19 protein-coding genes, 3 pseudogenes and 2 riboswitches are annotated in these 24,192 nt (G+C 69.4%); of the genes and pseudogenes, 9 read left to right on the top strand and 13 right to left on the bottom strand.

Annotated features, from left to right (window positions below; genetic code table 11):
• Positions 1–23: 23 nt before the first annotated feature.
• From ACX25U_RS36620 to ACX25U_RS36605, 4 genes are all read right to left on the bottom strand, one after another.
• Positions 24–986, bottom strand: coding sequence for an electron transfer flavoprotein subunit alpha/FixB family protein (locus tag ACX25U_RS36620; protein ID WP_454386440.1), 963 nt, complete (start codon positions 984–986; stop codon positions 24–26).
• A 21-nt stretch (positions 987–1,007) separates the two neighbouring features.
• On the bottom strand, positions 1,008–1,793 hold the full coding sequence (locus ACX25U_RS36615; protein ID WP_454386438.1) for an electron transfer flavoprotein subunit beta/FixA family protein: 786 nt from the start codon (positions 1,791–1,793) through the stop codon (positions 1,008–1,010).
• A 162-nt stretch (positions 1,794–1,955) separates the two neighbouring features.
• On the bottom strand, positions 1,956–2,225 hold the full coding sequence (locus ACX25U_RS36610; protein WP_454386437.1) for a cytochrome P450: 270 nt from the start codon (positions 2,223–2,225) through the stop codon (positions 1,956–1,958).
• A 796-nt stretch (positions 2,226–3,021) separates the two neighbouring features.
• On the bottom strand, positions 3,022–3,705 hold the full coding sequence (locus ACX25U_RS36605) for a TetR/AcrR family transcriptional regulator (RefSeq protein ID WP_454386435.1): 684 nt from the start codon (positions 3,703–3,705) through the stop codon (positions 3,022–3,024).
• A 100-nt stretch (positions 3,706–3,805) separates the two neighbouring features.
• Here ACX25U_RS36605 and ACX25U_RS36600 point away from each other — a divergent pair, with 100 nt between their 5' ends.
• The 5 genes and pseudogenes from ACX25U_RS36600 (at position 3,806) to ACX25U_RS36580 (ending at position 9,820) form a co-directional block, all read left to right on the top strand.
• A complete protein-coding gene (locus tag ACX25U_RS36600; RefSeq protein ID WP_454386433.1) occupies positions 3,806–5,392 on the top strand; it encodes an acyl-CoA mutase large subunit family protein in 1,587 nt (528 codons plus the stop codon).
• A gap of 168 nt (positions 5,393–5,560) precedes the next feature.
• Positions 5,561–5,830: pseudogene (locus tag ACX25U_RS36595) on the top strand (acyl-CoA carboxylase biotin carboxyl carrier protein subunit); the annotation flags it as partial.
• 2 nt (positions 5,831–5,832) lie between these two features.
• Positions 5,833–8,424 carry a bifunctional FO biosynthesis protein CofGH gene (locus ACX25U_RS36590; RefSeq protein WP_454386431.1) on the top strand — a complete coding sequence of 864 codons (2,592 nt, stop codon included), beginning with the start codon at positions 5,833–5,835 and terminating at the stop codon, positions 8,422–8,424.
• Between the two features lie 456 nt (positions 8,425–8,880).
• Entirely contained in the window at positions 8,881–9,051 is a 171-nt protein-coding gene (locus ACX25U_RS36585) for a hypothetical protein (protein ID WP_454386429.1), read from the top strand.
• A 343-nt stretch (positions 9,052–9,394) separates the two neighbouring features.
• Positions 9,395–9,820: a hypothetical protein gene (locus ACX25U_RS36580; protein WP_454386428.1), complete on the top strand. Its 426-nt coding sequence runs from the start codon at positions 9,395–9,397 to the stop codon at positions 9,818–9,820.
• A gap of 339 nt (positions 9,821–10,159) precedes the next feature.
• On the opposite strand, the gene ACX25U_RS36575 is transcribed toward ACX25U_RS36580, so the two are convergent.
• Positions 10,160–10,807, bottom strand: a complete 648-nt coding sequence (locus tag ACX25U_RS36575; RefSeq protein ID WP_454386426.1) for a DUF1963 domain-containing protein — start codon at positions 10,805–10,807, stop codon at positions 10,160–10,162.
• Positions 10,808–11,738: 931 nt separating this feature from the next.
• Positions 11,739–13,151, bottom strand: a complete 1,413-nt coding sequence (locus ACX25U_RS36570; RefSeq protein ID WP_454386424.1) for an MFS transporter — start codon at positions 13,149–13,151, stop codon at positions 11,739–11,741.
• Between the two features lie 385 nt (positions 13,152–13,536).
• Here ACX25U_RS36570 and ACX25U_RS36565 point away from each other — a divergent pair, with 385 nt between their 5' ends.
• On the top strand, positions 13,537–13,824 hold the full coding sequence (locus tag ACX25U_RS36565) for a hypothetical protein (protein WP_454386422.1): 288 nt from the start codon (positions 13,537–13,539) through the stop codon (positions 13,822–13,824).
• Between the two features lie 202 nt (positions 13,825–14,026).
• A riboswitch (glycine riboswitch) is annotated at positions 14,027–14,124 on the top strand.
• Positions 14,125–14,214, top strand: a riboswitch (glycine riboswitch).
• Positions 14,215–14,498: 284 nt separating this feature from the next.
• Positions 14,499–15,974 (top strand): D-serine/D-alanine/glycine transporter, encoded by a 1,476-nt coding sequence (cycA, locus tag ACX25U_RS36560; protein ID WP_454386420.1) that lies wholly within the window; start codon positions 14,499–14,501, stop codon positions 15,972–15,974.
• 449 nt (positions 15,975–16,423) lie between these two features.
• On the opposite strand, the gene ACX25U_RS36555 is transcribed toward cycA, so the two are convergent.
• The 4 genes and pseudogenes from ACX25U_RS36555 to ACX25U_RS36540 all read right to left on the bottom strand — a co-directional run bounded on the left by ACX25U_RS36555 (position 16,424) and on the right by ACX25U_RS36540 (position 19,341).
• Positions 16,424–16,705 (bottom strand): MmyB family transcriptional regulator, encoded by a 282-nt coding sequence (locus ACX25U_RS36555; RefSeq protein ID WP_454394668.1) that lies wholly within the window; start codon positions 16,703–16,705, stop codon positions 16,424–16,426.
• A gap of 5 nt (positions 16,706–16,710) precedes the next feature.
• Positions 16,711–16,854, bottom strand: a pseudogene (locus tag ACX25U_RS36550) (IS630 family transposase); the annotation flags it as partial.
• A 140-nt stretch (positions 16,855–16,994) separates the two neighbouring features.
• Complete coding sequence (locus tag ACX25U_RS36545) at positions 16,995–17,372, bottom strand: hypothetical protein (protein ID WP_454386418.1); 378 nt, start codon at positions 17,370–17,372, stop codon at positions 16,995–16,997.
• A 466-nt stretch (positions 17,373–17,838) separates the two neighbouring features.
• Positions 17,839–19,341, bottom strand: a complete 1,503-nt coding sequence (locus ACX25U_RS36540) for an LVIVD repeat-containing protein (RefSeq protein WP_454386416.1) — start codon at positions 19,339–19,341, stop codon at positions 17,839–17,841.
• Between the two features lie 98 nt (positions 19,342–19,439).
• Here ACX25U_RS36540 and ACX25U_RS36535 point away from each other — a divergent pair, with 98 nt between their 5' ends.
• Complete coding sequence (locus ACX25U_RS36535; protein ID WP_454386415.1) at positions 19,440–20,108, top strand: DUF305 domain-containing protein; 669 nt, start codon at positions 19,440–19,442, stop codon at positions 20,106–20,108.
• Positions 20,109–20,754: 646 nt separating this feature from the next.
• Here ACX25U_RS36535 and ACX25U_RS36530 read toward each other — a convergent pair.
• Positions 20,755–21,009, bottom strand: a pseudogene (locus tag ACX25U_RS36530) (YhjD/YihY/BrkB family envelope integrity protein); the annotation flags it as partial.
• 726 nt (positions 21,010–21,735) lie between these two features.
• Between ACX25U_RS36530 and ACX25U_RS36525 the strand changes: the two are divergent.
• Positions 21,736–23,016, top strand: coding sequence for an MFS transporter (locus ACX25U_RS36525; RefSeq protein WP_454394666.1), 1,281 nt, complete (start codon positions 21,736–21,738; stop codon positions 23,014–23,016).
• 239 nt (positions 23,017–23,255) lie between these two features.
• On the opposite strand, the gene ACX25U_RS36520 is transcribed toward ACX25U_RS36525, so the two are convergent.
• Both ACX25U_RS36520 and ACX25U_RS36515 read right to left on the bottom strand, forming a co-directional pair.
• On the bottom strand, positions 23,256–23,393 hold the full coding sequence (locus ACX25U_RS36520) for a hypothetical protein (protein WP_454386413.1): 138 nt from the start codon (positions 23,391–23,393) through the stop codon (positions 23,256–23,258).
• A gap of 125 nt (positions 23,394–23,518) precedes the next feature.
• Positions 23,519–24,070 (bottom strand): hypothetical protein, encoded by a 552-nt coding sequence (locus ACX25U_RS36515; protein WP_454386411.1) that lies wholly within the window; start codon positions 24,068–24,070, stop codon positions 23,519–23,521.
• Between the last annotated feature and the right edge of the window lie 122 nt (positions 24,071–24,192).

Raw genomic sequence — 24,192 nt, 5'->3', positions numbered from 1 at the left:
ACGCCTTCTGTCTCGTGCGGGATTCAGCCCTTGCGGGTCTTGATCTCCTCGGTGAGCTGGGGGACGACCTCGAACAGGTCGCCGACCACGCCGTAGTCGACCAGGTCGAAGATCGGGGCCTCGGGGTCCTTGTTGACCGCCACGATGGTCTTGGAGGTCTGCATGCCGGCCCGGTGCTGGATCGCGCCGGAGATGCCGTTGGCGATGTACAGCTGCGGCGAGACGGACTTGCCGGTCTGGCCGACCTGGTGGGTGTGCGGGTACCAGCCCGCGTCGACGGCGGCCCGCGAGGCGCCCACCGCCGCGCCCAGGGAGTCGGCGAGGGCCTCGATGAGCGCGAAGTTCTCCGTGCCGTTCACGCCGCGGCCGCCGGAGACCACGATCGCCGCCTCGGTCAGCTCCGGACGCCCGGTGGACTCGCGCGGCGTGCGGCCGGTGATCTTCGTGCCGGTGGCCCGGTCGGAGAAGGTGACGTCCAGCGCCTCGACGGCGCCGGCGGCCGGGGCCGGCTCCACGGCCGCGCTGTTCGGCTTGACCGTGATGACCGGGGTGCCCTTCGACACCCGGGAGGTGGTGGTGAAGGAGGCGGCGAACACCGACTGGGTGGCCACCGGGCCGGAGTCGCCGGCCTGCAGGTCGACGGCGTCGGTGAGGATGCCGGAGCCGATGCGCAGCGCCAGGCGGGCGGCGATCTCCTTGCCCTCGGCGGAGGAGGGGACCAGCACGGCGGCCGGGGAGACGGCCTCGACCGCGGCCTGCAGGGCGTCCACCTTCGGCACCACCAGGTAGTCGGCGTACTCGGCGGCCTCGTGCGTGAGGACCTTCGCCGCGCCGTGCTCGGCCAGCACGGCGGCGGTGTCGGCGGCGCCGGCCCCGAGGGCGACGGCGACCGGCTCGCCGAGGCGGCGGGCCAGGGTCAAAAGCTCCAGGGTGGGCTTGCGGACGGCACCGTCCACGTGGTCGACGTAGACGAGGACTTCAGCCATGGGAAAACAACTCCTTGAGATTTAGACGAACTTCTGGCTCGCGAGGAACTCGGCGAGCTGCCGGCCGCCCTCGCCCTCGTCCTTGACGATCGTGCCCGCGGTGCGGGCCGGACGCTCCGTGGCGGCCTCGACCGTGGTCCAGGCGTTCTGAAGGCCGACCTCGCCGGCGTCGATGTCCAGGTCGGACAGGTCCCAGGAGGCAACCGGCTTCTTCTTGGCCGCCATGATGCCCTTGAACGACGGGTAGCGGGCCTCGCCCGACTGGTCGGTCACCGACACCACCGCCGGCAGGGAGGCCTGCAGCTGCTCGGAGGCGGCGTCGCCGTCCCGGCGGCCGGTGACGGTGCCGTCCTCGACCGCGACCTCGGACAGCAGGGTGACCTGCGGGACGCCCAGGCGCTCGGCCAGCAGGGCGGGTACCACGCCCATGGAGCCGTCGGTGGAGGCCATGCCGGAGATCACCAGGTCGAACCCGGCCTTCTCGATCGCCTTGGCCAAAACCAGCGAGGTGCCGATCGCGTCGGTGCCGTGCAGGTCCTCGTCCTCGACGTGGATGGCCTGGTCGGCGCCCATGGACAGCGCCTTGCGCAGCGCGTCCTTGGCGTCCTCCGGGCCCACGGTCAGCACGGTGACCTCGGCGTCGTCGGCGTCCTCGGCGATCTGCAGGGCCTGCTCGACCGCGTATTCGTCCAGCTCGGAGAGCAGACCGTCCACGTCGTCCCGGTCGACGGTCAGGTCATCGGCGAAGTGCCGGTCGCCAGTGGCGTCGGGCACGTACTTCACAGTGACAACGATCCTCAAGCTCACCGACTGCCCCTCTGCTGCAGTGTTTCGATATATGCGTGCCGTCGATACGAGCTCGTGCCAGCGCGGCGCGGAGCCAACGGTCACCTACGGTACTCAGTACCTTATTGTGCATACCGAGTATCACCGTTGGTCGTGCAGTCGGTCACACGACGGGCTGCCAATTCACCGATGGAGGGTGACGCACAGGGGAGCCCGGAAGGAAAACAGACCCAGCACCGGGGGTTCAGTCCTGTCCCCTTCCAGCCGCACTCCGGACAGGCAGCTGGCCGCCGTGCGCAGGGCTACTGCCGCTTCCGTGCGTGCCAGGAACGCGCCCGTGCAGCGGTGACGGCCGACGCCGAACGCGGGGCGGCGACGGATGTTCGTCCGGTGCGGGCGCATCCGCGCAGGGTTGGGGAAGACCTCAGGATCGGATCCGCCGCCCAACAGCATCAGCAGCGACTGCGCGCCCTTCGGCGGCGCGGGCGGTGATCCGGCGCCATGTAGTGACCGGCGGTTCGCGGCGCAGCACCTCCTCCACCCATGCCTCGGCCAGACCCGTCTGCCCCGGCAAGCGCTGCCAGAGACCTGGTTCGATGAGTCCTCACCTCAGCATCCGTGGCGATGAATGGTCCGACGGTGGACTGTCCCGCGATGAGCACGAAGAAGCACGCGGCCACCACAGTTCCGGTGACCAGCGGCTCGCCGCCGGGCAGACGGTGGGAGGCCAAGGCACCGACGAACGAGGTGGGCGGGCCGACGCCACCGCACACTGTGTCGGTCAGCCACTGGTGGAACTCGCCGACGAACTCTGCCGGTTCCAGTTGCCTCTCGGGAGTGTGCCTGCCTCAGAACGGTTCCAGCGCGGCATCGTTCCAGCGGATCAAGGTGGCCGGGGCGACTCCTCAGACGCCGAGGAGTTCCATCAGCACCCGACAGGGCAGCACCTGCGCTAAAGAGCCGAACAGGTCGAGCAGATCGAGCAGATCGAGCGGGGCACGGGTGCCGAGCGTCGCCGGGCAGCCCCCGGGCGGTCCGGCGGTTCCGCCATCGGACGGGAATGCGTCCTCGGCCGGGGAAGTGACGGCCGGGAGCCAACACGCCGAAGCACGACCCGTCTCCCTGCGCGCGGTATCACTCGATCACCTGTTCCGCGTTCCGGGCGGCCGCGCCGTGCCCTCTTTCACCCCGGTTCTCTTCGGCGGACGGCGCTCGCCCCGGGAAGCGGACGATCAGACGACGCGAGTCCTCACTGCTCGGGGCGGCCCTCGACGAGGCGTCGCAGCGAGGGGAGCAGGGCGTCGATGTCCTGTCCGGTCCTGAACACGGCGATGGTGGTGCCACCGCCGGGCTCCGGCGCGGAACCGGGCGCCGGGAAGAGGGCGAGCACCTCGCGCATCGCCTCGTCCACCTCGGCGACCGGGTCGGAGGACTCGCCCCGCAGCCACCGGCGCAGCACGTGGTTGTGGGCGGCGACCACTGCCGCGGCCATGAGTTCGGCCCGCAGCGACGCCGACTTCGTCGAGTCCCCCATCCAGTCCGCGATGAACTCGCGGAACAGTCGCTGGTAGCGGGCCACACTGGCGATCTCCCGGTCGCGGAGCGCGGCGACCTTGCTGGTCAGGGCATACCGCCGACGCGCGAGGTCGCCCTCGTCCACGTAGTGCAGCAGTACCAGGCGGACCGCGTCCGACACGGCGACCAGGGCGGTGTGGTGGCTGGAGGTCGCCAGCCGGTCCCGGATCAGTTCGAGCAGCCGGTCGTGGTCGGGGAAGATGACCTCTTCCTTGGACCGGTAGTGCCGGAAGAAGGTGGTGCGGCCCACTCCGGCCCGTTCGGCGATGTCGTCGACGGTGGTCTGCTCGTATCCGCGCTCGTCGAAGAGAGCGAAGGCGGCGTCGGCGAGTCGGGTTCGCGCGGGTGGCTTGCTCATGAGCGCCCATCCTTCCCTGTCTCGGCCCCCGAAGACCACTTGCCCTCCACAGCGGTACTGAGTACCGTTCATAAGAGATTGAGTACCACAGGAGGTCCGTGTGGGTTCCTTCGCACGCAGCGAGTCCGGCCTGCCGATTCAGCCGCTCTACGACGGCCGGGCGCCGGCGGACTTCGACGCGGACGCCAAGCTGGGCGCCCCGGGGAAGTTCCCGTTCACCCGCGGCGTGTATCCGTCGATGTACACCGGCCGGCCGTGGACGATGCGGCAGTACGCCGGATTCGGCACCGCCAAGGAGTCCAACGAGCGCTACCACGAGCTGGTCGGCGCGGGCACCGGCGGCCTGAGTGTGGCCTTCGACCTGCCCACGCAGATGGGCTACGACTCCGACGAGGACATCGCCCGCGGCGAGGTGGGCAAGGTCGGCGTGGCGATCGACTCGATCGAGGACATGCGCACCCTGTTCCAGGGCCTGCCGCTGGACAGGGTGTCGACGTCGATGACGATCAACGCGCCCGCCTCCACGCTGCTCCTGCTGTACCAGCTGGTCGCGGCCGAACAGGGCGTCAGCGGTGACCGGTTGACCGGGACGGTCCAGAACGACGTGCTCAAGGAGTACATCGCCCGCGGCACCTACATCTTCCCGCCGAAGCAGTCCCTGCGGCTGATCAGCGACATCTTCGCCTACTGCCACAAGGAGCTGCCGCGCTGGAACACCATCTCCATCTCCGGCTACCACATGGCCGAGGCCGGGGCCACGCCCGCGCAGGAGATCGCGTTCACCCTGGCCAACGCCAAGGAGTACGTGCGCGCCGCGATCGCCGCCGGCCTGGACGTCGACGACTTCGCACCGCGCCTGTCGTTCTTCTTCGTCGCCCGCACCACGCTGCTGGAGGAGATCGCGAAGTTCCGCGCCGCCCGCCGGATCTGGGCGCGCATCATGCGCGACGAGTTCAATGCGAAGAACCCCAAGTCGCAGATGCTGCGCTTCCACACCCAGACCGCCGGCGTGCAGCTGACCGCCCAGCAGCCGGAGGTCAACCTCGTCCGGGTCGCCCTGCAGGGCCTGGGCGCGGTGCTGGGCGGGACGCAGTCCCTGCACACCAACTCCTACGACGAGGCCATCGCCCTGCCCACCCAGAAGGCCGCCCGCCTGGCCCTGCGCACCCAGCAGGTCATCGCCCACGAGACCGACGTGACCCGGACCGTCGACCCCTTCGCCGGCTCCTACTTCATGGAGGCGATGACCGACGATGTGGAGGCGGCGGCCCTGGAGCTGATCCAGGCCGTGGAGGACCGCGGCGGCGCGGTGGAGGCGATCGAGCAGGGCTTCCAGAAGTCCGAGATCGAACGCTCCGCCTACCGGATCGCGCAGGAGATCGACAACAAGGAACGCACCGTCGTCGGCGTCAACACCTACGTCCTCGACGAGGAGGAACCCTACGAGCCGCTGCGCGTGGACCCGCAGATCGAGCTCGACCAGTGCGAACGCCTCGCCGCCCTGCGCACCGAACGCGACAGCGACGCCGTCGCACGCGCCCTGGACACCCTGCGCACCGCCGCCCGGGGCACCGACAACGTCCTGCCCCCGATGCGCGAGGCCCTGCGGCACCGGGCCACGGTCGGCGAGGTCTCCCACGCGCTGCGCGACGTCTGGGGCGTGCACGTCCCCCACGACACCTTCTGACCGACCAACGCAATCGGCCCTTTTCCTCAGGGCCGTTGCCCAGTGACCCTGGAGGCCTTTCATGGCCATTGCCTACGGCTTGCCGCGCCGGCCCCCGCTGCCCGCCGATGCGTTCAGGCCCAGGATGTTGCGGCGCGGCGATGCCGCAGTACTTCCCGCCAGCGGGTGGCCGGCGCCCGGCCCAAGCGCCGCGCCGCGAGGAAGTCCGGCCCCGTCGCCTCCGGCGACACCCTGGCCTCCCCCATGCAGGGCACCATCGTCAAGATCGCCGTCGAGGAGGGCCAGGAGATCAAGGAAGGCGACCTGGTCGTCGTCCTGGAGGCCATGAAGATGGAACAGCCCCTCAACGCCCACAAGTCCGGCACCATCAAGGGCCTCACCGCCGAGGTCGGCGCCTCCCTCACCTCCGGTGCCCCCATCTGCGAAATCAGAGACTGACAATGACACCTATCACTCCGCAGAACACGTCGGGTCCGACCGAGAACTCCCTGCGTCGTGCCCTGAAGCGTGCCCGGGACGGCGTCGCCCTGGATGTGGCCGAGGCGGCGGTGCTGCTGCAGGCCCGGGGCGAGCACCTCGACGACCTCGCCGCGTCCGCGGCCCGGGTGCGGGACGCGGGGCTTCAGGCGGCCGGGCGGCCCGGTGTCATCACCTACTCCAAGAGCGTGTTCATTCCGCTGACCCGGCTGTGCCGGGACCGGTGCCACTACTGCACGTTCGTCACCGTGCCCGGCAGGCTGCGCCGCGCCGGGCACGGGATGTTCCTGTCGCCCGACGAGGTCCTCGACATCGCCCGCAAGGGCGCCGCGCTGGGCTGCAAGGAAGCGCTGATCACCCTGGGCGACAAGCCGGAGGAGCGCTGGCCGCAGGCGCGCGAGTGGCTGGACGCGCACGGCTACGACGACACCATCGCCTACGTCCGCGCCATCTCCATCCGGATCCTGGAGGAGACCGGCCTGCTGCCCCACCTCAACCCGGGCGTGTTGACCTGGACCGACTTCCAGCGCCTGAAGCCGGTGGCGCCGTCCATGGGCATGATGCTGGAGACCACCGCCGAGCGGCTGTGGTCGGAGCCGGGCGGTCCGCACCACGGCTCCCCGGACAAGGAGCCGGCCGTGCGGCTGCGGGTGCTGCAGGACGCCGGCCGCTCCTCGGTGCCCTTCACCTCCGGCATCCTGATCGGCATCGGCGAGACGTACGAGGAGCGCGCCCAGTCGCTGTTCGCGCTGCGGAAGATCTCCCGCGCCTACCACGGCGTCCAGGAGCTGATCATCCAGAACTTCCGCGCCAAGCCGGACACGGCCATGCGCTCCATGCCGGACGCCGAGCTGGACGAGCTGGTGGCCACGGTGGCCGTGGCCCGGCACGTCATGGGCCCGTCCGCCTGCCTGCAGGCCCCGCCGAACCTGGTCGAGGACGAGTACGCACGGCTCATCGGCGCCGGCATCGACGACTGGGGCGGCGTCTCCCCGCTGACCATCGACCACGTCAACCCCGAGCGGCCCTGGCCGCAGCTGGAGGAACTGGCCGAGAAGTCGGCGGCGGCCGGCTTCGAGCTGCGCGAACGGCTCTGCGTCTACCCGGAGTTCGTGCGCCGCGGCGAGCCCTGGCTGGACCCCCGGCTGCTGCCGCACGTGCGCGCCCTGGCCGACCCGGCCACCGGCCTGGCCCGCCAGGACGCCACCGTTCAGGGCCGGCCCTGGCAGGAGCCGGACGAGGCGTTCGCCGCCACCGGCCGCACCGACCTGCACGCCACCATCGACACCGCCGGCCGCACCGCCGACCGCCGCGACGACTTCGACGCGGTCTACGGCGACTGGGAAGCGCTGCGCGAGGCGGCCGCCCCCGGCATGGCCCCCGAGCGCCTCGACACCGACGTCCGCGCCGCCCTCGCCACGGCCGCCGACGACCCCACGCGCCTGACCGACGCCGAGGCCCTGGCGCTGCTGCACGCCGACGGACCGGCGCTGGACGCCCTCACCCGCGTCGCGGACGACGTCCGCACCTCGGCCGTCGGCGACGACGTCACCTACATCGTCACCCGGAACATCAACTTCACCAACGTCTGCTACACCGGCTGCCGCTTCTGCGCCTTCGCCCAGCGCCGCACCGACGCCGACGCCTACACCCTGTCCCTGCAGCAGGTGGCCGACCGCGCGGCGCAGGCCTGGCAGGTGGGCGCGGTGGAGGTGTGCATGCAGGGCGGCATCCACCCGGACCTGCCCGGCACCGCCTACTTCGACATCGCCCGGGCGGTCAAGGAGCGCGTCCCGGGCCTGCACGTGCACGCCTTCTCCCCGATGGAGGTGGTCAACGGCGCCACCCGCACCGGCCTGTCCATCCGCGACTGGCTCACCGCCGCCAGGGAGGCCGGCCTGGACACCATCCCCGGCACCGCCGCCGAGATCCTCGACGACGAGGTCCGCTGGATCCTGACCAAGGGCAAACTGCCCGCGGCCACCTGGATCGAGGTGGTCACCACCGCGCACGAGCTGGGCATCCGCTCCTCCTCGACGATGATGTACGGCCACGTCGACCAGCCCCGCCACTGGCTCGGCCACCTGCGCACCCTGGCCCGCATCCAGCAGCAGACCGGCGGCTTCACCGAGTTCGTCACCCTGCCCTTCATCCACACCAACGCCCCGGTCTACCTGGCCGGCATCGCCCGCCCCGGCCCCACCCCGCGCGACAACCGGGCGGTCACCGCGATGGCCCGCCTGCTGCTGCACCCGCACATCCCCAACATCCAGACCAGCTGGGTCAAGCTGGGCACCGAGGGCGCCGCCGAGATGCTCCGCTCCGGCGCCAACGACGTCGGCGGCACCCTCATGGAGGAGACCATCTCCCGCATGGCCGGCTCCTCCTACGGCTCGTACAGGTCGGTCAAGGAGCTGATCGCGATCGCGGAGGCGGCCGGCCGCCCCGCCCGGCCCCGCACCACCGTCTACGGCCAGGTCCCCGCAGAGCGGCAGCACGCGGCGGCGGCCTCGGACGGCCACCTGCCCGAACTGCTGCCAGTACTGAACCCATGACCGGTTTCCGGACCGTAGTGCTGCCGATCAAGCCGTTCGCGGTGGCCAAATCGCGGCTGTGTCCCTGGGCAGGCTCCCGGCGCGAAGCGCCGGCACGCTCATTTTTCCCAGACACCTTGAGCGCAGTACTCGGCACCGGCGGCATCTCCCGGGTGATTGAACCGCCCCGGCCCCGCCGGCCCTGCGGGCCCGCGACACCCAGCTCGCCAGCGTCGTCTCGTTGATCCCGAGATCATTCGCGACCTACGCGATCGGCTTGCCGGTTTCGGCGACGATCCGCACAGCCCCCTCACGGAACTCCGCATCGAACTTCAGCCTCTTGCCTGCCATGACCCTCAACTTCCCTGCAGTCACGGTCTCTACGCTACGAGGGAAAGGTCACCACTGCGTCAGAGCACCAACGCGGCGGGAGCGTCTGATCAACGACGGATCTGCTGGTCAAGGGTGGGATGCCAGGTGAGTGAGACAACGATCGGGCCCGAGCCCGTGGAGGAGTCGGCTGGTGGTGCGCTGCCGTCGGCCGTCGCCGTGCTCGACGGCGCCTGGACGGGCTGCTGCTCGGCGGACCCGTGCTCAACGATGGTGCCGGTCGTCCGGCGCCTCCTTGATCATCAGATCCGCCGTTGATCGAACACTCCCTAGTGGGGCATCGAAGCGGCCACAGCGGGGAGCCCAACCGGCCGCCAACAGTCGAGTGTGCCGAGCCGGCCGGCAGATGCCGCGACACGCCACCGGGCTCGCGGCAGGGACTTCCCCAAGAGGAGACGGCTGACGAGCGGGCTTTCGTCCTCCCGTCAGGCCTGTGCAAGCTCTCGGCGGACGAGCGGGAAATCCGTTGACATCTCCGCCCCCAGAGAACTAGGACAGAAGTCACAAAGCCGCATGTACGTGCATGTCCTCAAACCCCGGCGGCTCCCCGGCGAAAACCGCCACCAGGACTCCCACGTGCGCTGCGGGAAGAAGGCGAACAATGAGCGACACCGAACAGGCACCCGAGGAACCCGAGGCGACCCCGACGGAAGGTGAGCAGCCGGAAACCGAAGCAGCGGAAACCGAAGAGACAACGGAAGCAGAAGCCACCCCCACCGCCGACGAAACCGCGGCACCCGAGGCAACCCCAACCGAAGGTGAGCAGCCGGAAACCGAAGCAGCGGAAACCGAAGAGACAACGGAAGCAGAAGCCACCCCCACCGCCGACGAAACCGCGGCACCCGAGGCAACCCCAACCGAAGGTGAGCAGCCGGAAACCGAAGCAGCGGAAACCGAAGAGACAACGGAAGCAGAAGCCACCCCCACCGCCGACGAAACCGCGGCACCCGAGGCAACCCCAACCGAAGCCGAACAGCCGACAACCGAGGAGGGGGAAGCGGAGGCCTCGACGACCGAGCCTGAGTAAGGCTGGATGACCGTGGTAAGGAAACCACGATCACTGATATCGACGGGTAGTGCTTTCCCCCGCGGCCGGAAGAGAATGCTCCAGCTATGGCATTCTCCTCCGGCCGCGATTCTCGTCCACCATCCCCCAGCACCCGGGAACCGGTCACCTGCCGGCAACCCCAGGGCCTCGCAAACCGCGAACGGCCCATGCGCATGGGTCAAGAATGCGGTGACCGAGGCGCCCCGGTCGCCGTGGGTCTTGATCGCGCGTTGGCGAGTGTGCAACCTCGTGGTTGCGATGCTGTTCCAGATACAGCTCTGCTCGGGACTCACTCAGGTTTTCTCAGCGGACGGCCGATCAGCACTGCCACAGGAACGAGCCTTCCTTGCACGTCACGCATGCGAAGGCGTATCCGCAGCCACCTCCACCGAAGTTCATCGCTGTCCGGTGGTCGCGTCCCTCCTCGAACTGGGCCATGAAGCTCATCGGCTGCGCGCACGACGGGCACGCCTGCGTCTCGTCGTGCTGCAGCCACGACGGAACGCCGCCCAGTTGGCCGAGGACGTCCCGCAAGGGACGGCCATAAGCCTGCGACCAGTTACTGCGTGCCTCGTGGTAGGGAACCGCGTCGATCGCCGTGCAGTCGATGCCGCAGGTCTCTGACAACACGGTCTCGCCTTCCGCCGGCACCGGGGCGGGCGTGAGCCCGGCGCAAGGGAACAGCAGCGCCCGGTTGCCGCCCGCGACCGGATCCCACTCGTCGCACAGCCCCGGGTCGTTCCGGCACATGAAGACCGACAGGACGCACTCGGCCACCGCGGCTGCCTCGGCACCCTGGGTGCCGGGGGCGTTCGCCAGCAGCTGCGCGAGGAACTGCATCGGTCCCGAGCACGCCGCGCACTGCGGCCAGGTGAACCCGGCCGGCACCAGCGGCACGCCGCCGGTGCGTGTCACCAGCGCATGGTCATCGACCGGACCCGCATACGTCATCAAGGTGGTGATCACGGTCGGGAAGCCTGGATCAGCCATACGACAGTCCCCCTGCGGCCCGACCGTGGGAGCACGCCGCCGGGCTGGTAAGACGGGGCCCTTCACGCACGATCGTCCGCCGGACCAGAGGCTTCACCGTGCTCCCCTACGCCGCCACGCTCGACGGCACGCTGATCGAATCGGACCGGGTCGCCGGCGTGCGCGAGAACGGCAACGACTGGTGGTTCCGCCAGAAGGACAAGGCCTTCGGCGGGAACGTGCAGTTCCTGGCCGCCCCCGACGGCACGCCGTCGTGGGCCTCCGAGGTCGAGCCCGGCAGCGTCCCCGACATCACCGCCGCCCGCCTCCACGTCCTCCCGACCCTGTACAAGGCGGCCACCGACGGCCTGCCACCCTCGCGGACAAAGGCTGTACAGGCGCCGGCATCGGCATCCTGTCCCCGCCCGTCGCCCGAAGGGCCGCTCCGAGCAGGCACTCCACATCGATCCTCGCACCACCGGGACCAACGCCCTGCTCAAAAGCATCCGTGCCCTCGGCGAACGCGCCGCAGCCGAGCTCAAGCAGCGCCGGCGCGCCCTGCAACACGTCACCCTCAGCCCCAGCCGGATCGGCGACATCGCCCGCGCCGCCCTCGTCCTTGACGGAACCTGGAAATGATCACCGTTGAGAAAACGTCAGTGAGCGTAACCATGTATGAGAGTGTGTGTCGTTGTCATCGAAGCCGGCAGCGTAGTCCTCCAGCGGCCCCGCACCGGCGGACACGGACGACGAGCAGTCATCACATCCACCCCCGCTACTCGTGCTGCCTCTGGCCCTCCCCCATGTCAACGAACCACCGGTAGTGGGCACCGGTCGGCGCGCGACGGAGCCGGCGGCGTCCGTGAAGACACCGCGGCCCCCTTCGCCCTCGTACGGGGAAGGGGGCCGCGGTGGGATGGCGGACGGTTCAGGGAGCCGCGGTGGCGGCGGGGGCATGGTCGTGATCGCGGCGGGTGGGGGCCTCGCCCTCGTCAAGGGCGACGTCCTTCGTCTCCTTGCCGATCAGCAGCGAGACCAGGGTCAGCAGCGCCATCACGGAGAGGTAGACACCGACCAGCCACGGCGAGCCGTCGCCGGCCTCCCACAGCGCCACCGCGATGAACGGGGCGACGGCCGCGCCGAGGATCGAGCTGACGTTGTACGAGATGCCGGAGCCGGTGTAGCGCACGCTCGTCGGGAAGAGTTCCGGCAGGAGCGCGCCCATCGGGCCGAAGGTCATGCCCATCAGCGTGAAGCCGAGCACCAGCCACAGCACCACGCCGAGCGTGCCCATGCCGATCAGCGGTACCCACACCAGCCCGAAGACCAGGATCGTGGCGGTGACCCAGATCAGGGTGGCGCGACGACCGTACTTGTCGGCGAGCGGGCCGGAGATCAGGGTGAACGCGGCGAAGAACAGCACGCCGAAGATCATCATCACTACGAAGGTGGTGTAGCTGTACCCCAGGCCGGGCACCGCGGTGTCCTTCGGGGCACGGCCGTAGCTCAGCGAGAACGTGGTCATCAGATAGAAGAGCACGTACGTCGCGAGCATGAAGAAGGTGCCGAGGATCAGCTGCTTCCAGTGGTTGCGGAAGACGGTGGCCAGCGGCAGCTTCCGCACCAGTCCGGCCTCGCGGGTCTTGGCGAAGACCGTCGACTCGACGAGGCGCATCCGCACCCACAGGCCGATCGCGACCATCACGGCGGAGAACAGGAACGGCACGCGCCAGCCCCAGCTCAGGAAGGCCTCGGAGGGCTGCGACGGGTCGGCGCCCGCCGTGGACGGCTGCAGCGCGCCGATGATCAGGAAGAGCCCGTTGCCGATGATGAAGCCGAGCGGGGCTCCCAGCTGCGGGAACGTGCCGTAGAGGGCGCGCTTGTCGCTGGGGGCGTTCTCGGTGGCGACCAGGGCGGCGCCGCTCCACTCGCCGCCGAGTGCGAAGCCCTGCGCGAGCCGCATCAGCACCAGCAGCGCGGTGGCGATCCAGCCGGCCTGCGCGTAGGTGGGCAGCACGCCGATGAGGAAGGTGGCGATGCCCATGGTGAGAAGTGAGGCCACCAGCGTGCCCTTGCGGCCGATCCGGTCGCCGAGGTGTCCGAAGACGACGGCGCCGATCGGGCGGGCGACCATCGCGGCGCCGAACACCGCGAAGGACGACAGCAGCGCCGTGGTCGGGTCGCTGTTCGGGAAGAAGAGCGCGGGGAAGACCAGGACGGCGGCGGTCGCGTAGATGTAGAAGTCGTAGAACTCGATCGTCGTGCCGATGAGGCTCGCGATGAGGACGCGGGACCGCGAGTTGACGGGTGCCTGGGCTGGGCCGGTGGTTGGTGCGGGCATTTCTTGGTCTTTCGCACGAGGGCAAAGAACGGCCGTCGGCGGTACGGGCCGACGGCCCGCACGACGGCACGCGTTTCCCTTCGAGAAACGGCTGCGCGAACGGTGCGGGCATGGTAACGATGTCAAGAATCTCATTTACCAGTCGCCTCATATCAAGATGTGAGACGCGTCCGGGCTGCCGGGTGTCCTGGGAACATGCCGGCGAACGGTCCGGCGCGGACCGGGACCGGGTCACCCGCGCGCTGATGGACCTGGACGACTCCCCCCGAAACCGTCGGCGACGCACTGCAGGCCGCCGCCGCGGTCTTCCCCTTCGTCTACTGCTCGTTCTCTTCGGCACGCTACCGGCGCGCCGTGCCGCCCGTATGCCGGCCGTGTTCTCCCGGTGCACCTGGCTGCGTTCCGGAGCCGGGGGTCCGGCGACCTGATCGACGACGAGATCACCCTCGGCTGGTGGACCGGCCCGGACGGCACCGGCGGCGAGCAGATCTCGCTGCACGTCCACGACTACGAGGCTTGCGCCAGCACCCCGAGCGCGGACCTGACGCCCTATGACTCCCAGTACGAGGGCTACATGGGCAACTACGGCAACACGCTGGACCACCGGTACCGGCCTGTCTCAGTCGTGGTGTGGCCACGCGGGCGGACCTTCGCGGCGCGAGGCCGTTCATGATCGCGGTCGTGGTGACCCTGCGTGGTTCCGGCACGGAAAGCGATCAAGAACCACGATGAGGACATACGCCTTGAGCTGCACAAACGCCATCCCTTGAAGGCGAGTGCCGTACCACTCGAAACTACTCGAAAGCAACGTCCAGCATTCGGCCGGTCCCTTGACCGGTCGCTGATGTGGTCCTAGTCTCACCGCACATCGCCGTTCACCCCGCAGCGGGAGAGTACCGAGTCAGCCAGACCCGGGCGCCGAAGGAGCAACACCTCCCCGGAAACTCTCAGGCACCCCTACCGCTCGGGCAGGCGACTCTGGAAAGCAGGCGCTCACGCGCCTCGCCCACGGTGCAAGCCGCGCTCCGCGCGGTGAAGCTCTCAGGCCCATGACAGAGGGGGAGGCTCACTCGGCCGCACGGGCACCGCCCGTGCTCGACACTCGAGGAGCCCCCGATGGCTGTCCCGCTGCCTCCCCCCTTACCGCCGCCCGTCTGCCGACTTCCGGGCTGATTTTCGGCTTTCCGCGTGGGCGTGTTCAGCGTGTCCGGCACCGTTCCGGTCGGCTGCCGCATGTCCGCGCACAGGATCATCCTGCCCGTTCGTCGCCTGTGCGCGCGGTCACTTTCCGAGACACCCCTATCGCGTGCCCGCACGCGTCTTGAGATCCATGAGGTTTGCTCCCTGATGTCTGAAAGCAGTGACACCGGCCTGACCACCTTGCCGGTGTCCGGATCGACGCCCCCGCCCGGGGGCGAGCAGCATCTTTCCCGGCAGTTGTCCAACCGGCACATCCAGCTCATCGCGATCGGTGGTGCGATCGGAACCGGCCTGTTCATGGGGTCGGGCAAGACGATCTCGCTGGCCGGCCCCTCGGTGATCTTTGTCTACATGATCATCGGCGTGATGCTGTTCTTCGTGATGCGGGCGATGGGCGAGCTGCTGCTGTCCAACCTGCGCTACAAGTCCTTCGCCGACTTCGCGGCCGACCTGCTCGGCCCGTGGGCCGGCTTCTTCACCGGCTGGACCTACTGGTTCTGTTGGATCGTCACCGGCATCGCCGACGTCATCGCGATCTCCGGATACGTGTCGTACTGGTGGCACGGCCTTGCGCTGTGGATACCGGCGCTGGCCGCGGTCGTCGTGCTGATCGTCCTGAACCTGCCCACCGTGAAGGCGTTCGGCGAGACCGAGTTCTGGTTCGCACTGATCAAGATCGTCGCGATCGTGGCGCTGATCGTCGTCGGGCTCGGCATGGTGTTCAACCACTTCCAGGCGCCCGGGGGCGCCGCCGCAGGCTTCTCCAACCTCTGGAACGACGGCGGCTTCTTCCCCACCGGTCCCATGGGATTCGTCGCGGGTTTCCAGATCGCGACCTTCGCCTTCGTCGGCATCGAACTGGTCGGCACCACCGCGGCCGAGACCAAGAACCCGGAACGGAACCTGCCCAAGGCGATCAACTCGATCCCGGTGCGTGTGATGCTGTTCTACGTGGTCGCGCTGGTCGTGATCATGTCGGTCACGCCCTGGCGCGAGATCAGCGCGGACCGCAGCCCGTTCGTCGTGATGTTCACCCTCGCCGGCCTCGGGGTCGCCGCCTCGGTGATCAACTTCGTCGTGCTGACCTCGGCCGCCTCGTCAGCGAACTCGGGCATCTACTCCACCTCACGGATGGTCTACGGGCTGGCCCAGGAGGGCGACGCCCCGGCGCGATTCGGCCGACTCACCTCCAGGAAAGTCCCGGCCAACGCCCTGTTCCTGTCCGGGGTGTTCCTGCTCGCCGGTGTGGTCATGCTCGCCACGGACAACTCGATCATCGAGGCATTCACCTTGGTGACCACCGTCTCCGCCGTGCTGTTCATGTTCGTCTGGTCGATCATCCTGATCAGCTACATCGTGTACCGCAAGCGCCGTCCGCACCTGCACGAGGCATCGACGTTCAAGATGCCCGGCGGCATCGCCATGTGCTACGTCGTGCTCGCGTTCTTCGCGTTCCTCATCTGGGCACTGACCCAGAAGTCCGACACGCTGCAGGCGCTTCTGGCGACCCCGGTGTGGTTCGTCGTCCTCGGCATCGCATGGGCAGTGCTCCGCCGTCGCCCCCGCCGTCTGGCCCATGAGGCTGCCGTCCGCTCCGAAACCGAAGCCGAGCATCAGGACTGACATCGCGGCCACCGAATCCATGGACCGGCACTGAAAGCGAGCGGCGTTCCCGTCTGCTGGGAACGCCGCTCGCTTTCGGGTGTGCGGAAATGTGACCGCCCCACGCGGCAACGGGGTGTACCGGCTGTGCGGGGTGGTCAGGACCGTGACCGGCTCGGCGAACGTCACCGCCGGGCAGGCGGTGTTCTCGCAGCGGAAGCGGCGTACGCACAACTCGATCACGCCGCCGAGACCGCCCGCGGACCCGGCTTGCCGTCATCGCGGTTCTGCCCGAGCAGACCGCCGCGCACGGCATCGAGGTCAAGCCGACCACGGTGACCGCCCGGCCCCGCCCCCGTCCCAGTGAGACCCGGGCCAAGGCCACCGCCCGGCACACGGCCGACCACATCCGCCGGCGGCTGCTGCCCGCGCACCCGAGTTCTTGGCGCTTCCGCTCGGACGGACTCGGCTCAGTGTGTGGCGGTCATGTCGAGCAGGAGCATGGCGTCGTAGTCGGGGGTGCCGGGTTCGGCTGTGTAGACCCCGAGGCGCCGGCCCGGGGTGCCTTCGAGGTGCATGCTCCGGCTGGTGAGGGTGAGTCTTACGACCTGGGGGCCGTGGAGGGTCTTGCTGGTGCTCCTACGTCCCACGACGTCGTAGCGTTCCCACAGTTCGGCGAAGCCGGGGCTTTTGAGGAGGAGTTCGCCGACGAGGGTGGTGAGGTCGGGGGCGGTGCCGGCCTGGGCACGCAGACGAGCAACCGGTCGGGGCGTTTCTGCTCGGCCCAGCCCGGGCCCGCGGTGGGCCGGATCCCGAGTGGGCCGAACTCGTCGAAGACGAACGCCCGGTCGGGGAAACGATCCAGGACCCCCTCGATCTGGTCCAGTTCCGCCTCGCGGTCACGGGTGAGGATCCGATCTTGCGGCCGGGGCCTCACCTCCGTCGTCGCGAGGTCAGGACGGGTAGCGTTCGCTCTCGGGCTGGAGGGCTGGGGCCCGACCCGGCGAAGACCGACAGCCGACGGATCGCGTCGGCTGTCGGTCATGCCGCGTGGGCCGTTGTCCGCACCAAGCGCTGGGGAGCGGCCAGGGTGTCGGCGGGCCGGATGCGGTAGATCGTCCTGCCCGGATCGACGAGCGGCTCGCCCAGCGTGATCCGTCCGGTGGAGTGCAGTATGTCGCACGCGTCAGTCGGCAGGGCGACGTAGCAACTCCCCCTGCCGGTGTGGGCGTCGAACGGCTGCCAGTAGCTGTATCTGCGGCGTCCGCCCGCGTGCACCGTAAGGAACACGGGTGTGCAGGGGTCGGAGATGATGCGCAGCAGTTCGGCATCCGTGACACCCAGGGGACGGAGCGGGGCGACGGCGCGGCTGCGGTAGTGCAGGACGACGGCCTGTGCCGGGTGGGGGACGGACTGCATCAGTGTGGCCTTCCTGGAGGCGGGACTGAAGATCGCTTACCCAGCACGGGCAAAGTTGATCTCTCTTTCTGGCGGCATTCTTCATCACCGCACCGACATCGCACCAGCGTCCCTCTGGCCATGCTCCTCGACGACGTGATGGCTGGGAATCGTCGGTGTCCGGAGCCGGGGTCGGGGCCGGCTGCACCAGCACGCGCGCGTTCTTGCCAGTGCTTTGACCGGGAAGGTCTGCCGGGTCGTGCAGCCGCATGCCACGTGGACCGCGGGAGTGCGGGGGAAGGCGAACCGCTCCCCCGAGCACTCGCCTGGTGCCGAGCGGAGTCAGCGGGATCATCCACTGCTTCGGTCTGGACTGGGAGCTGGGTGTCCCGCCGGGCGATGAGCCGCCCGGCGGGACCGGTGCCACAGCGCTTGCCCACGTCTCCGGGTTCCTGGGCCCGGAGTCCGGCAGGCCTTTGCCGGGCTGTCAGTCGAAGTAGTCCGGCTGGGTCTGGACGTTCAGCTGGTCCAGGTGGATCTTTCGGGCCGGGTCGGTGCGCCGGTCGCTGAGCTTGAGCACATCGAAGCCCTTGGCGATGTCGTTCGAGTAGATGTAGCCGTTGTAGTAGTACGCGGACCAGGAGCCGCCCACGGTCAGCCGGTCCGTGGTGAGCGGGCCGCGCTCGAAGTAGCCGATCTCCTTCGGCTTCGTCGAGTCGGTGAAGTCCCAGACCGAGACGCCGCCCTGGTACCAGGCCTGGACCATGATGTCGCGGCCCCTGACCGGGATCAGCGAGCCGTTGTGGGCGACGCAGTTCTCGGTGTCCGCCTGGTGCCGGGGGATCTTGAAGTAACCGCGGAAGACGAGCTTGCGGTGGTCGCCCTTGCCGACGATGTCGTAGATGCCGTCGGCTCCGCGGTTCGGGCCGATGGCCGCGTTGCAGGTCGCGGCGGATCCGCCGCCGAGTTCGTCGGTGAAGACGACCTTCTTCGCGGTCTGGTTGAAGGTCGCCGAGTGCCAGAACGCGAAGTTGACGTTGTCCTGGACCTGGTCGATGACCTTCGGGTGCTCCGGGTCCTTGATGGACATCAGGATGCCGTCGCCCATGCAGGCACCGGCGGCCAGGTCCTTCGACGGCAGCACGGTGATGTCGTGGCAGCCGGTCGTCTTGGAGACGCCCGGGTTGGTGGGCGCGCCGGGGTTGCCGCCACCGTCGGGGCCGTCACCCGGGAAGAGCACCGCGAAGTTGACTACCGCGGCCTTCTGGGGAGCGTCGCGCGGCACCTTGACGATCGAGATGCCGTCGTGCGGGGGCCGGCAGTCGGGGAACGACGGGCTCGGGGAGTACGAGGACACGTAGATGTAGACGTTGCGGCCATGGGGAACGAGGGAGTGCGTGTGTGAGCCGCAGTTGGTCTCGACGGCCGCGACGTACTTCGGGTTCTTCTTGTCGCTGATGTCGAAGACCTTCATGCCCTCCCACGACGACTTCTCGGTCGCGGGCTGCGTCGTGCTCGAGCAGGAGTTGTCGCTGCGTGAGGAGTCGGTCGACAGGAACAGCAGGTTCCCGGAGACGGACACGTCGTTCTGCGACCCCGGGCACAGCACCTGGGAGACCGTCTTGGGAGCCCTCGGGTTGCTGATGTCGAAGATGCGGAAGCCGTCGTAGTTGCCGGCGAACGCGTACTTGCCCTGGAAGGCGAGGTCGGAGTTCAGGTCCGGCAGGGCGTCCTTGGGGATGTTGGCGAGGTGTTCGATGTTGTCGGAGTGGACGATCTCGTCCGGCGCCGGTATCTCGCCGTTGGCGATGGCCGTTCTGGTCTCGGCCGCCTCACTCTTCGACACTCGCTGAGGCGCGGTGGTGGCGTCGCCGGGGTCGGGCGTCGCCACGGCCGGAGCGGCCGTGAGCAGCGCCGCCAGCAGGCCGGCGGCGGCTGCCACAACCCCCAGGTGTCTGGGCCGTGTTCGGGGACTGTTCAACAGGTTCACTGTTTCCTCCCTGGTCTCCGTTCGCAAGGGAACGGCTCACGGACAGCGGCAGTATCGTACTTTTCATGTACAGATCAAAAGATGGCGACGCACCTGTCATGAAAGTCTTTGATCGTGTCAAGTGGCGGGCGGTCACCGCTCTCACCCTTGTCGCCCTCGCTGTCAGCGGGTGCGACTCGGGCGCGGACGCCCCGGGAAAGAAGAGCGCGCCCGCTCCCTCGGTGATCGCTCCCGGCAAGCCCGGTGAGCCCGCCCGGACCCTGTCCGCCGAGGACGCCGCGAAGGAGATGCCCGACGACTCCCCCAATGCGGCGGACTTCGAGTACGTCCAGATGATGATCATCCACCACGGCCAGGCGCTGGAGATGACCGAACTCGCCGCGCACCAGGCGGAGTCGGGCGGCGTGAAGCGGATCGCCTCACGCATCGCCGCAGGTCAGGGTCCTGAAATCGACGCCATGAAGGGGTGGTTGAAGAACCACGGCGGGACGCGGCACACAAGTGGTGGCGCGGGCTCGGGGCACAGCCACGACCATGCCGCGATGCCCGGCATGGCGACCGAGGCGCAGCTGAAGCAGCTGCGCGCGGCGCGGGGCGCGGCCTTCGACGAGCTGTTCCTGAAACTCATGATCACGCACCACGACGGCGCGATCACCATGGCCACCTCGGTGCTCTCGGACGGCAACAACGTACAGGTCGAGGAGATGGCGAACGATGTGATCGCACAGCAGACCAGCGAGATCAGCCGGCTGCGTGAGATGTCCTGACGATCGGCATGGCATTCCGCGGGCCTCTCCCCTGGGCACCCGGCGGTGCGACGGAGGAGGCGGCCGAGTCGCCTCGCGCCCGCCGGCCGGTCCCACGGAGAGGAGTCCCCCTGTGCTCCAGGCAGCCGTCGTCGGTGGACGCGGCAGCGTGCGGCTCACCTCCGCTCGCGCGGAAAGGACGACCAGACGGGTCCCGGGCCCTGGGCGATGTCGAGAACCGTTCCCGAAGGAGCGCGCGCCGCAGGTGAGGGGGACGGACGGGTCAGGTGATCTTGCGGGCGGACAGCGGGCTGGAGCCGGGGACGACCCGGATGCCGGGATCGTTGTCGGTGCGGAGTCCGGCGGCCACCGCACCGGCGCTGATCTCACCGGCCCCGTACTGGCTGGTGCGGGCTGCCACTGTCTGCGCGACCGTCAGGACGCTCCCGACCGGGAGACCCGTGAAGGCCTCGCGTATGTGTCGGGCGACGTCACGGCGGGCTCTGGACACCTTGACCGTCACCCGCCTACCGACAGGTGTGATCTTCTGTGCCCCCAGCCCGGGGGCCGGGAGGTCTGCGACCGGGAGGGCGGGTACGCCTCCCTCCGGGCGCTGCCGGCGCCGGCAGAACGCCTCCACCAGATGGTCCGCCCGGGCCAGGATGGCCTCCTCGTCCCACTTCCTGGTGTCGCGGGGCTGGGTGTAGGGCTCGGCCTCGGTCGGATGCCCGCCGGCGATGGCTCGCTGCCGGACGCTCTCCGCGTCGAACTCCAGGCCCAGCAGGATCGCCAGATCGCTGATCCACAGCCGGACGAGGAAGACGATGACGCCGGCCATCGTGCCGTAGGTCTTGTCGTACGAGGCGAGGTTGGCGGCGTAGAACGCGAACCCGGCAGAGGCGACCATCCAGATCACCAACGCCGGACAGGGCCTGCATTCGGCGCCCACCGTCGCCACGCGTGTGGAAACGGTGCATCTGCCGGTACAGCACGCTCTGCTCGCAGCCTGAGCGTCTCTCTGCTGGAACAGGCCCGCGCTCTCCGCCACTCTTCTGCGCTCAACTGCATCCCGCGGCGCCGCTGGGCTGCCAGCCGCGGCCCGGGTCACCGGCGGCCGCGTCTCGGCGCCTCGAGCGGGGAGAGCCTGCTCAGCGATACCGATCAGTGGGGCCGTTCATGCTCGGCAGTCTCGTGCTGCAGCAACGCCTTCGCCGCCAGCGGTGATCCTGCCCCCGGGCCGGGTCCGAGAAGGGCTGCGCGAAAGAGGAGGGGCCGGGCGTGTGAAGGCGTCGCATGCAACTGCATGGCAGGCGAACCTTCTCCCCCATGGATATGTTGATCTTGGAAGGATCGGCTGCCGCCGGTGACATTCCCTCCCCGGACTGCGCTGATATAAGTGATCCCGGGCGGGGTCACGTCGCCTGCTCTCCGGGGGAGGATACGCAAGCGGCGTCAGGCAGGGCCAGGCCCGTACCCCCGTGACGGGCCTGGCCCTGCGCACTTTTCTACGTTTCGGAGCGGAGTTCACGTGGCCCAGCACTGCGTCATGACCATGACTTGTATGACTGTGGCGTTCTCCTCCGCGTGAGCGTCCGGCACCGCCTCGACCGTCCGTCCGTACCCCCGCTCAGTGAAAGCCCCCCACTTCGTGACCGTCTCCCCCTATGAGGCCCAGCCGGCCGGCCGACACGCGGCAGTCCCCGTCGGCAGCCTGTTCCGCCGGGTCTACGCACCACGCGCCTGCGACGCCCTCGCCTACTCCATGGCGACCTATGCCATGCCGCTCGTGGTGCTGGCCACCACCGGATCCGCGTCCCTGACCGGCCTGGCCTTCGCGCTGGAGTGGATACCCCGGGTGGCCGCGTTCGGCATCGCCGGCGCCCTGGTGGACCGCAGCGGCGCGGCGATCGTGTGCTTCCTCGCCTCACTCGCCCGCGCCCTGCTGGTGGCGGGCGCCGCCGTCGTGCTGGTCGTACTGGAGCCGGGTACGGCCGAGACCGTCACCGTCATGGCACTGGCCGCCGTGACCGGGGCGCTGACCCAGTTCAGTTTCATCGCCAACGAGGCCGTCGGCGCCATCGTCAGCCGCCGCACCGACAGACAGGCGCACAAGGTGCAGTCGGCGCTCATCGGCATCGACCAGACGGCCACCCTCGTCGGCCCGGCCCTGGGCGGTGCCCTGCTGCTCACCGGCCCGACACCCATGCTCATCTGCTTGAGCGTGCTGTCCTTCCTGTCCGCCTCACTCGCCCTGCAGACCCCGCCCACACCCCTGCGCGCCGCGCGCCACGGCGGACCGGCGCCGGGCGGCGGCCTGCGGGAAGGGTGGCAGACCCTGCGCTCCCTGCCGTCCCTGCGACGGCTGGTGGCCGGACTGGCCTGCTCCAACCTCATGCTCGCCCTGCTGCAATCGGCCAGCCCCATCATCGTGGAGGACCGCTTCGGCCACTCCGCGGCCGCCGCCGGCGCGCTCTGGTCCATCGCCGCGGCCGCCACCTTGGTCGCGGTCGCCTGCTGCCGGGCCGGCCTCGACCGGCTCGGCCTGTGGGGGATCGGCGTCATCAGCGCAACCGTCGCGGCCGCCGCCTGCCTCGCCGTGCCCCAGGCCCCCTCCTACACCGGCTACGTCGCCCTCGTGGCCCTCTTCATGGCCGCCGACGGAGGGCTCACCGTCGTCCTGCGCACCCTGCGCTCGCAGGTCATCCCACCCGCGGCCTTCGGCACGACCCTCTCCCTGACCATCCTGCTCCTGCTGCTGCCCTTCCCCGTCGCGGGCATCCTGCTCGCCCTCACCCCGCCGCCGTACCTGGACGGCCTCATCGGGGCGTGCGCCCTGCTGCAGGCGCTCACCCTGCTCGTCACCTTCCTACGCCTGCGCAACGACCCCGCACTCCGCGCCAGGACATCACCGGCCCGCCACAAGACCTGACCCAACGCCCGTAAGCCGCCTGCCTCGCCCCTCGCACGAGCCGGGGTTGTCCACAGCACTCGGCGCCAGAGCCAGAAACCGTCGCCTTCGACCGTGCGGTCGGCCAGTGGGCCGCCCGCACGGCTGGTCCGCAATGCCTTCGCCTGTTCACGGGCGTGGCCTGCACATCGTTCATGAACCCACCAGAAGGGCCTCGGCGGGTCAGCACATCCAGGCCCAGGCCGCCGTTCCGCACACCACTACCTGGACTTGGCGGGGGTGGAGCTGGTGATGGTCGGGCCGAAGGTGGCCGTGGTCGGGGACGGCTTCGGGGTGGTGGTGAAGGCCTGTGCGATCGTGTCCGCTACGACGTTCAGTACCGTGCTGGTTGCTGTCATGCTCAGCCTTGAGGGAATCGTCGGGTTCGCTTGCCGGCGACACCGCGCCGACCGGTCCCACTGAGAAACCGTCGATCACACCGCCGTGCACCCGGCGGGCGGTACGTGCGGAGCCTTCCTGCGGCTCAGTCGTCAGAGCCCCTGTCCCGGCCACCGCCCTTGCCCTGTTTGCCCCTGTGTTCGTGGTTTCCGGCGCTGCCGTGGAATTGCGCAGGTGGCGTCGTCGTGTGCGCGGTCACGGGTGACTGCGGGTCGTTGAGGGATGTGATGGGGACGGCGGCGGGTGCGGGCGGTTGCGGGGCGGAAGGGCTGGTGCCGTCAGAGTTCAAGGAGGCTCCCGGTGCGGCGGCCGCCGCGAACAGGGCGGCGGCCGCTCCGCCCGGAAGGACCGTCGACGCCGCCTTGCGCCGCCCTCGGGAAGAGCGCACGGAAGCACCCGTGCGCCTGCCGGTCGGTGCGGTCAAAGCGGGCAGGGGGGTACCGGGCGACTGCGCTGGGCCCGACGTCAGCCCGGTCGTGCTCAGCCAGTCGGCGGCCGAGCCGATGCCCTGGAGCACCGCGCCGTCGGCCGGGACGGCGCCTCCGCGGGTACCCGCCGACACCACGCGTCCGCCGGCGTCCAGCACGACCTGCACGCCGGGGCCGGCGGCGGCCGCCACCGCATCGTCACAGGTCACCAGGCGGTGACCTGACTGACGTCAATGTGCTCGGTCATTCAGTCCCGGTTGACGAGCTTGCGTTACTGCCTGAGGTGAAGAAAGACAATCATTGACACCCATTCAGGTAATTTTCGTGATTA

Source organism: Streptomyces sp. JNUCC 63 (genome assembly GCF_054366325.1).
This window is presented reverse-complemented; position numbering and strand designations above follow the sequence as displayed.

Coding starts and splice junctions, on each gene's coding strand:
- ACX25U_RS36580 (WP_454386428.1), top strand. CDS start 9,395: ATGAGCGACACCGAACAGGCACCCGAGGAACCCGAGGCGACCCCGACG.
- ACX25U_RS36590 (WP_454386431.1), top strand. CDS start 5,833: ATGACACCTATCACTCCGCAGAACACGTCGGGTCCGACCGAGAACTCC.
- ACX25U_RS36605 (WP_454386435.1), bottom strand. CDS start 3,705: ATGAGCAAGCCACCCGCGCGAACCCGACTCGCCGACGCCGCCTTCGCT.
- cycA (WP_454386420.1), top strand. CDS start 14,499: ATGTCTGAAAGCAGTGACACCGGCCTGACCACCTTGCCGGTGTCCGGA.
- ACX25U_RS36620 (WP_454386440.1), bottom strand. CDS start 986: ATGGCTGAAGTCCTCGTCTACGTCGACCACGTGGACGGTGCCGTCCGC.
- ACX25U_RS36610 (WP_454386437.1), bottom strand. CDS start 2,225: ATGCTGTTGGGCGGCGGATCCGATCCTGAGGTCTTCCCCAACCCTGCG.
- ACX25U_RS36535 (WP_454386415.1), top strand. CDS start 19,440: ATGAAAGTCTTTGATCGTGTCAAGTGGCGGGCGGTCACCGCTCTCACC.
- ACX25U_RS36545 (WP_454386418.1), bottom strand. CDS start 17,372: ATGCAGTCCGTCCCCCACCCGGCACAGGCCGTCGTCCTGCACTACCGC.
- ACX25U_RS36520 (WP_454386413.1), bottom strand. CDS start 23,393: ATGACAGCAACCAGCACGGTACTGAACGTCGTAGCGGACACGATCGCA.
- ACX25U_RS36570 (WP_454386424.1), bottom strand. CDS start 13,151: ATGCCCGCACCAACCACCGGCCCAGCCCAGGCACCCGTCAACTCGCGG.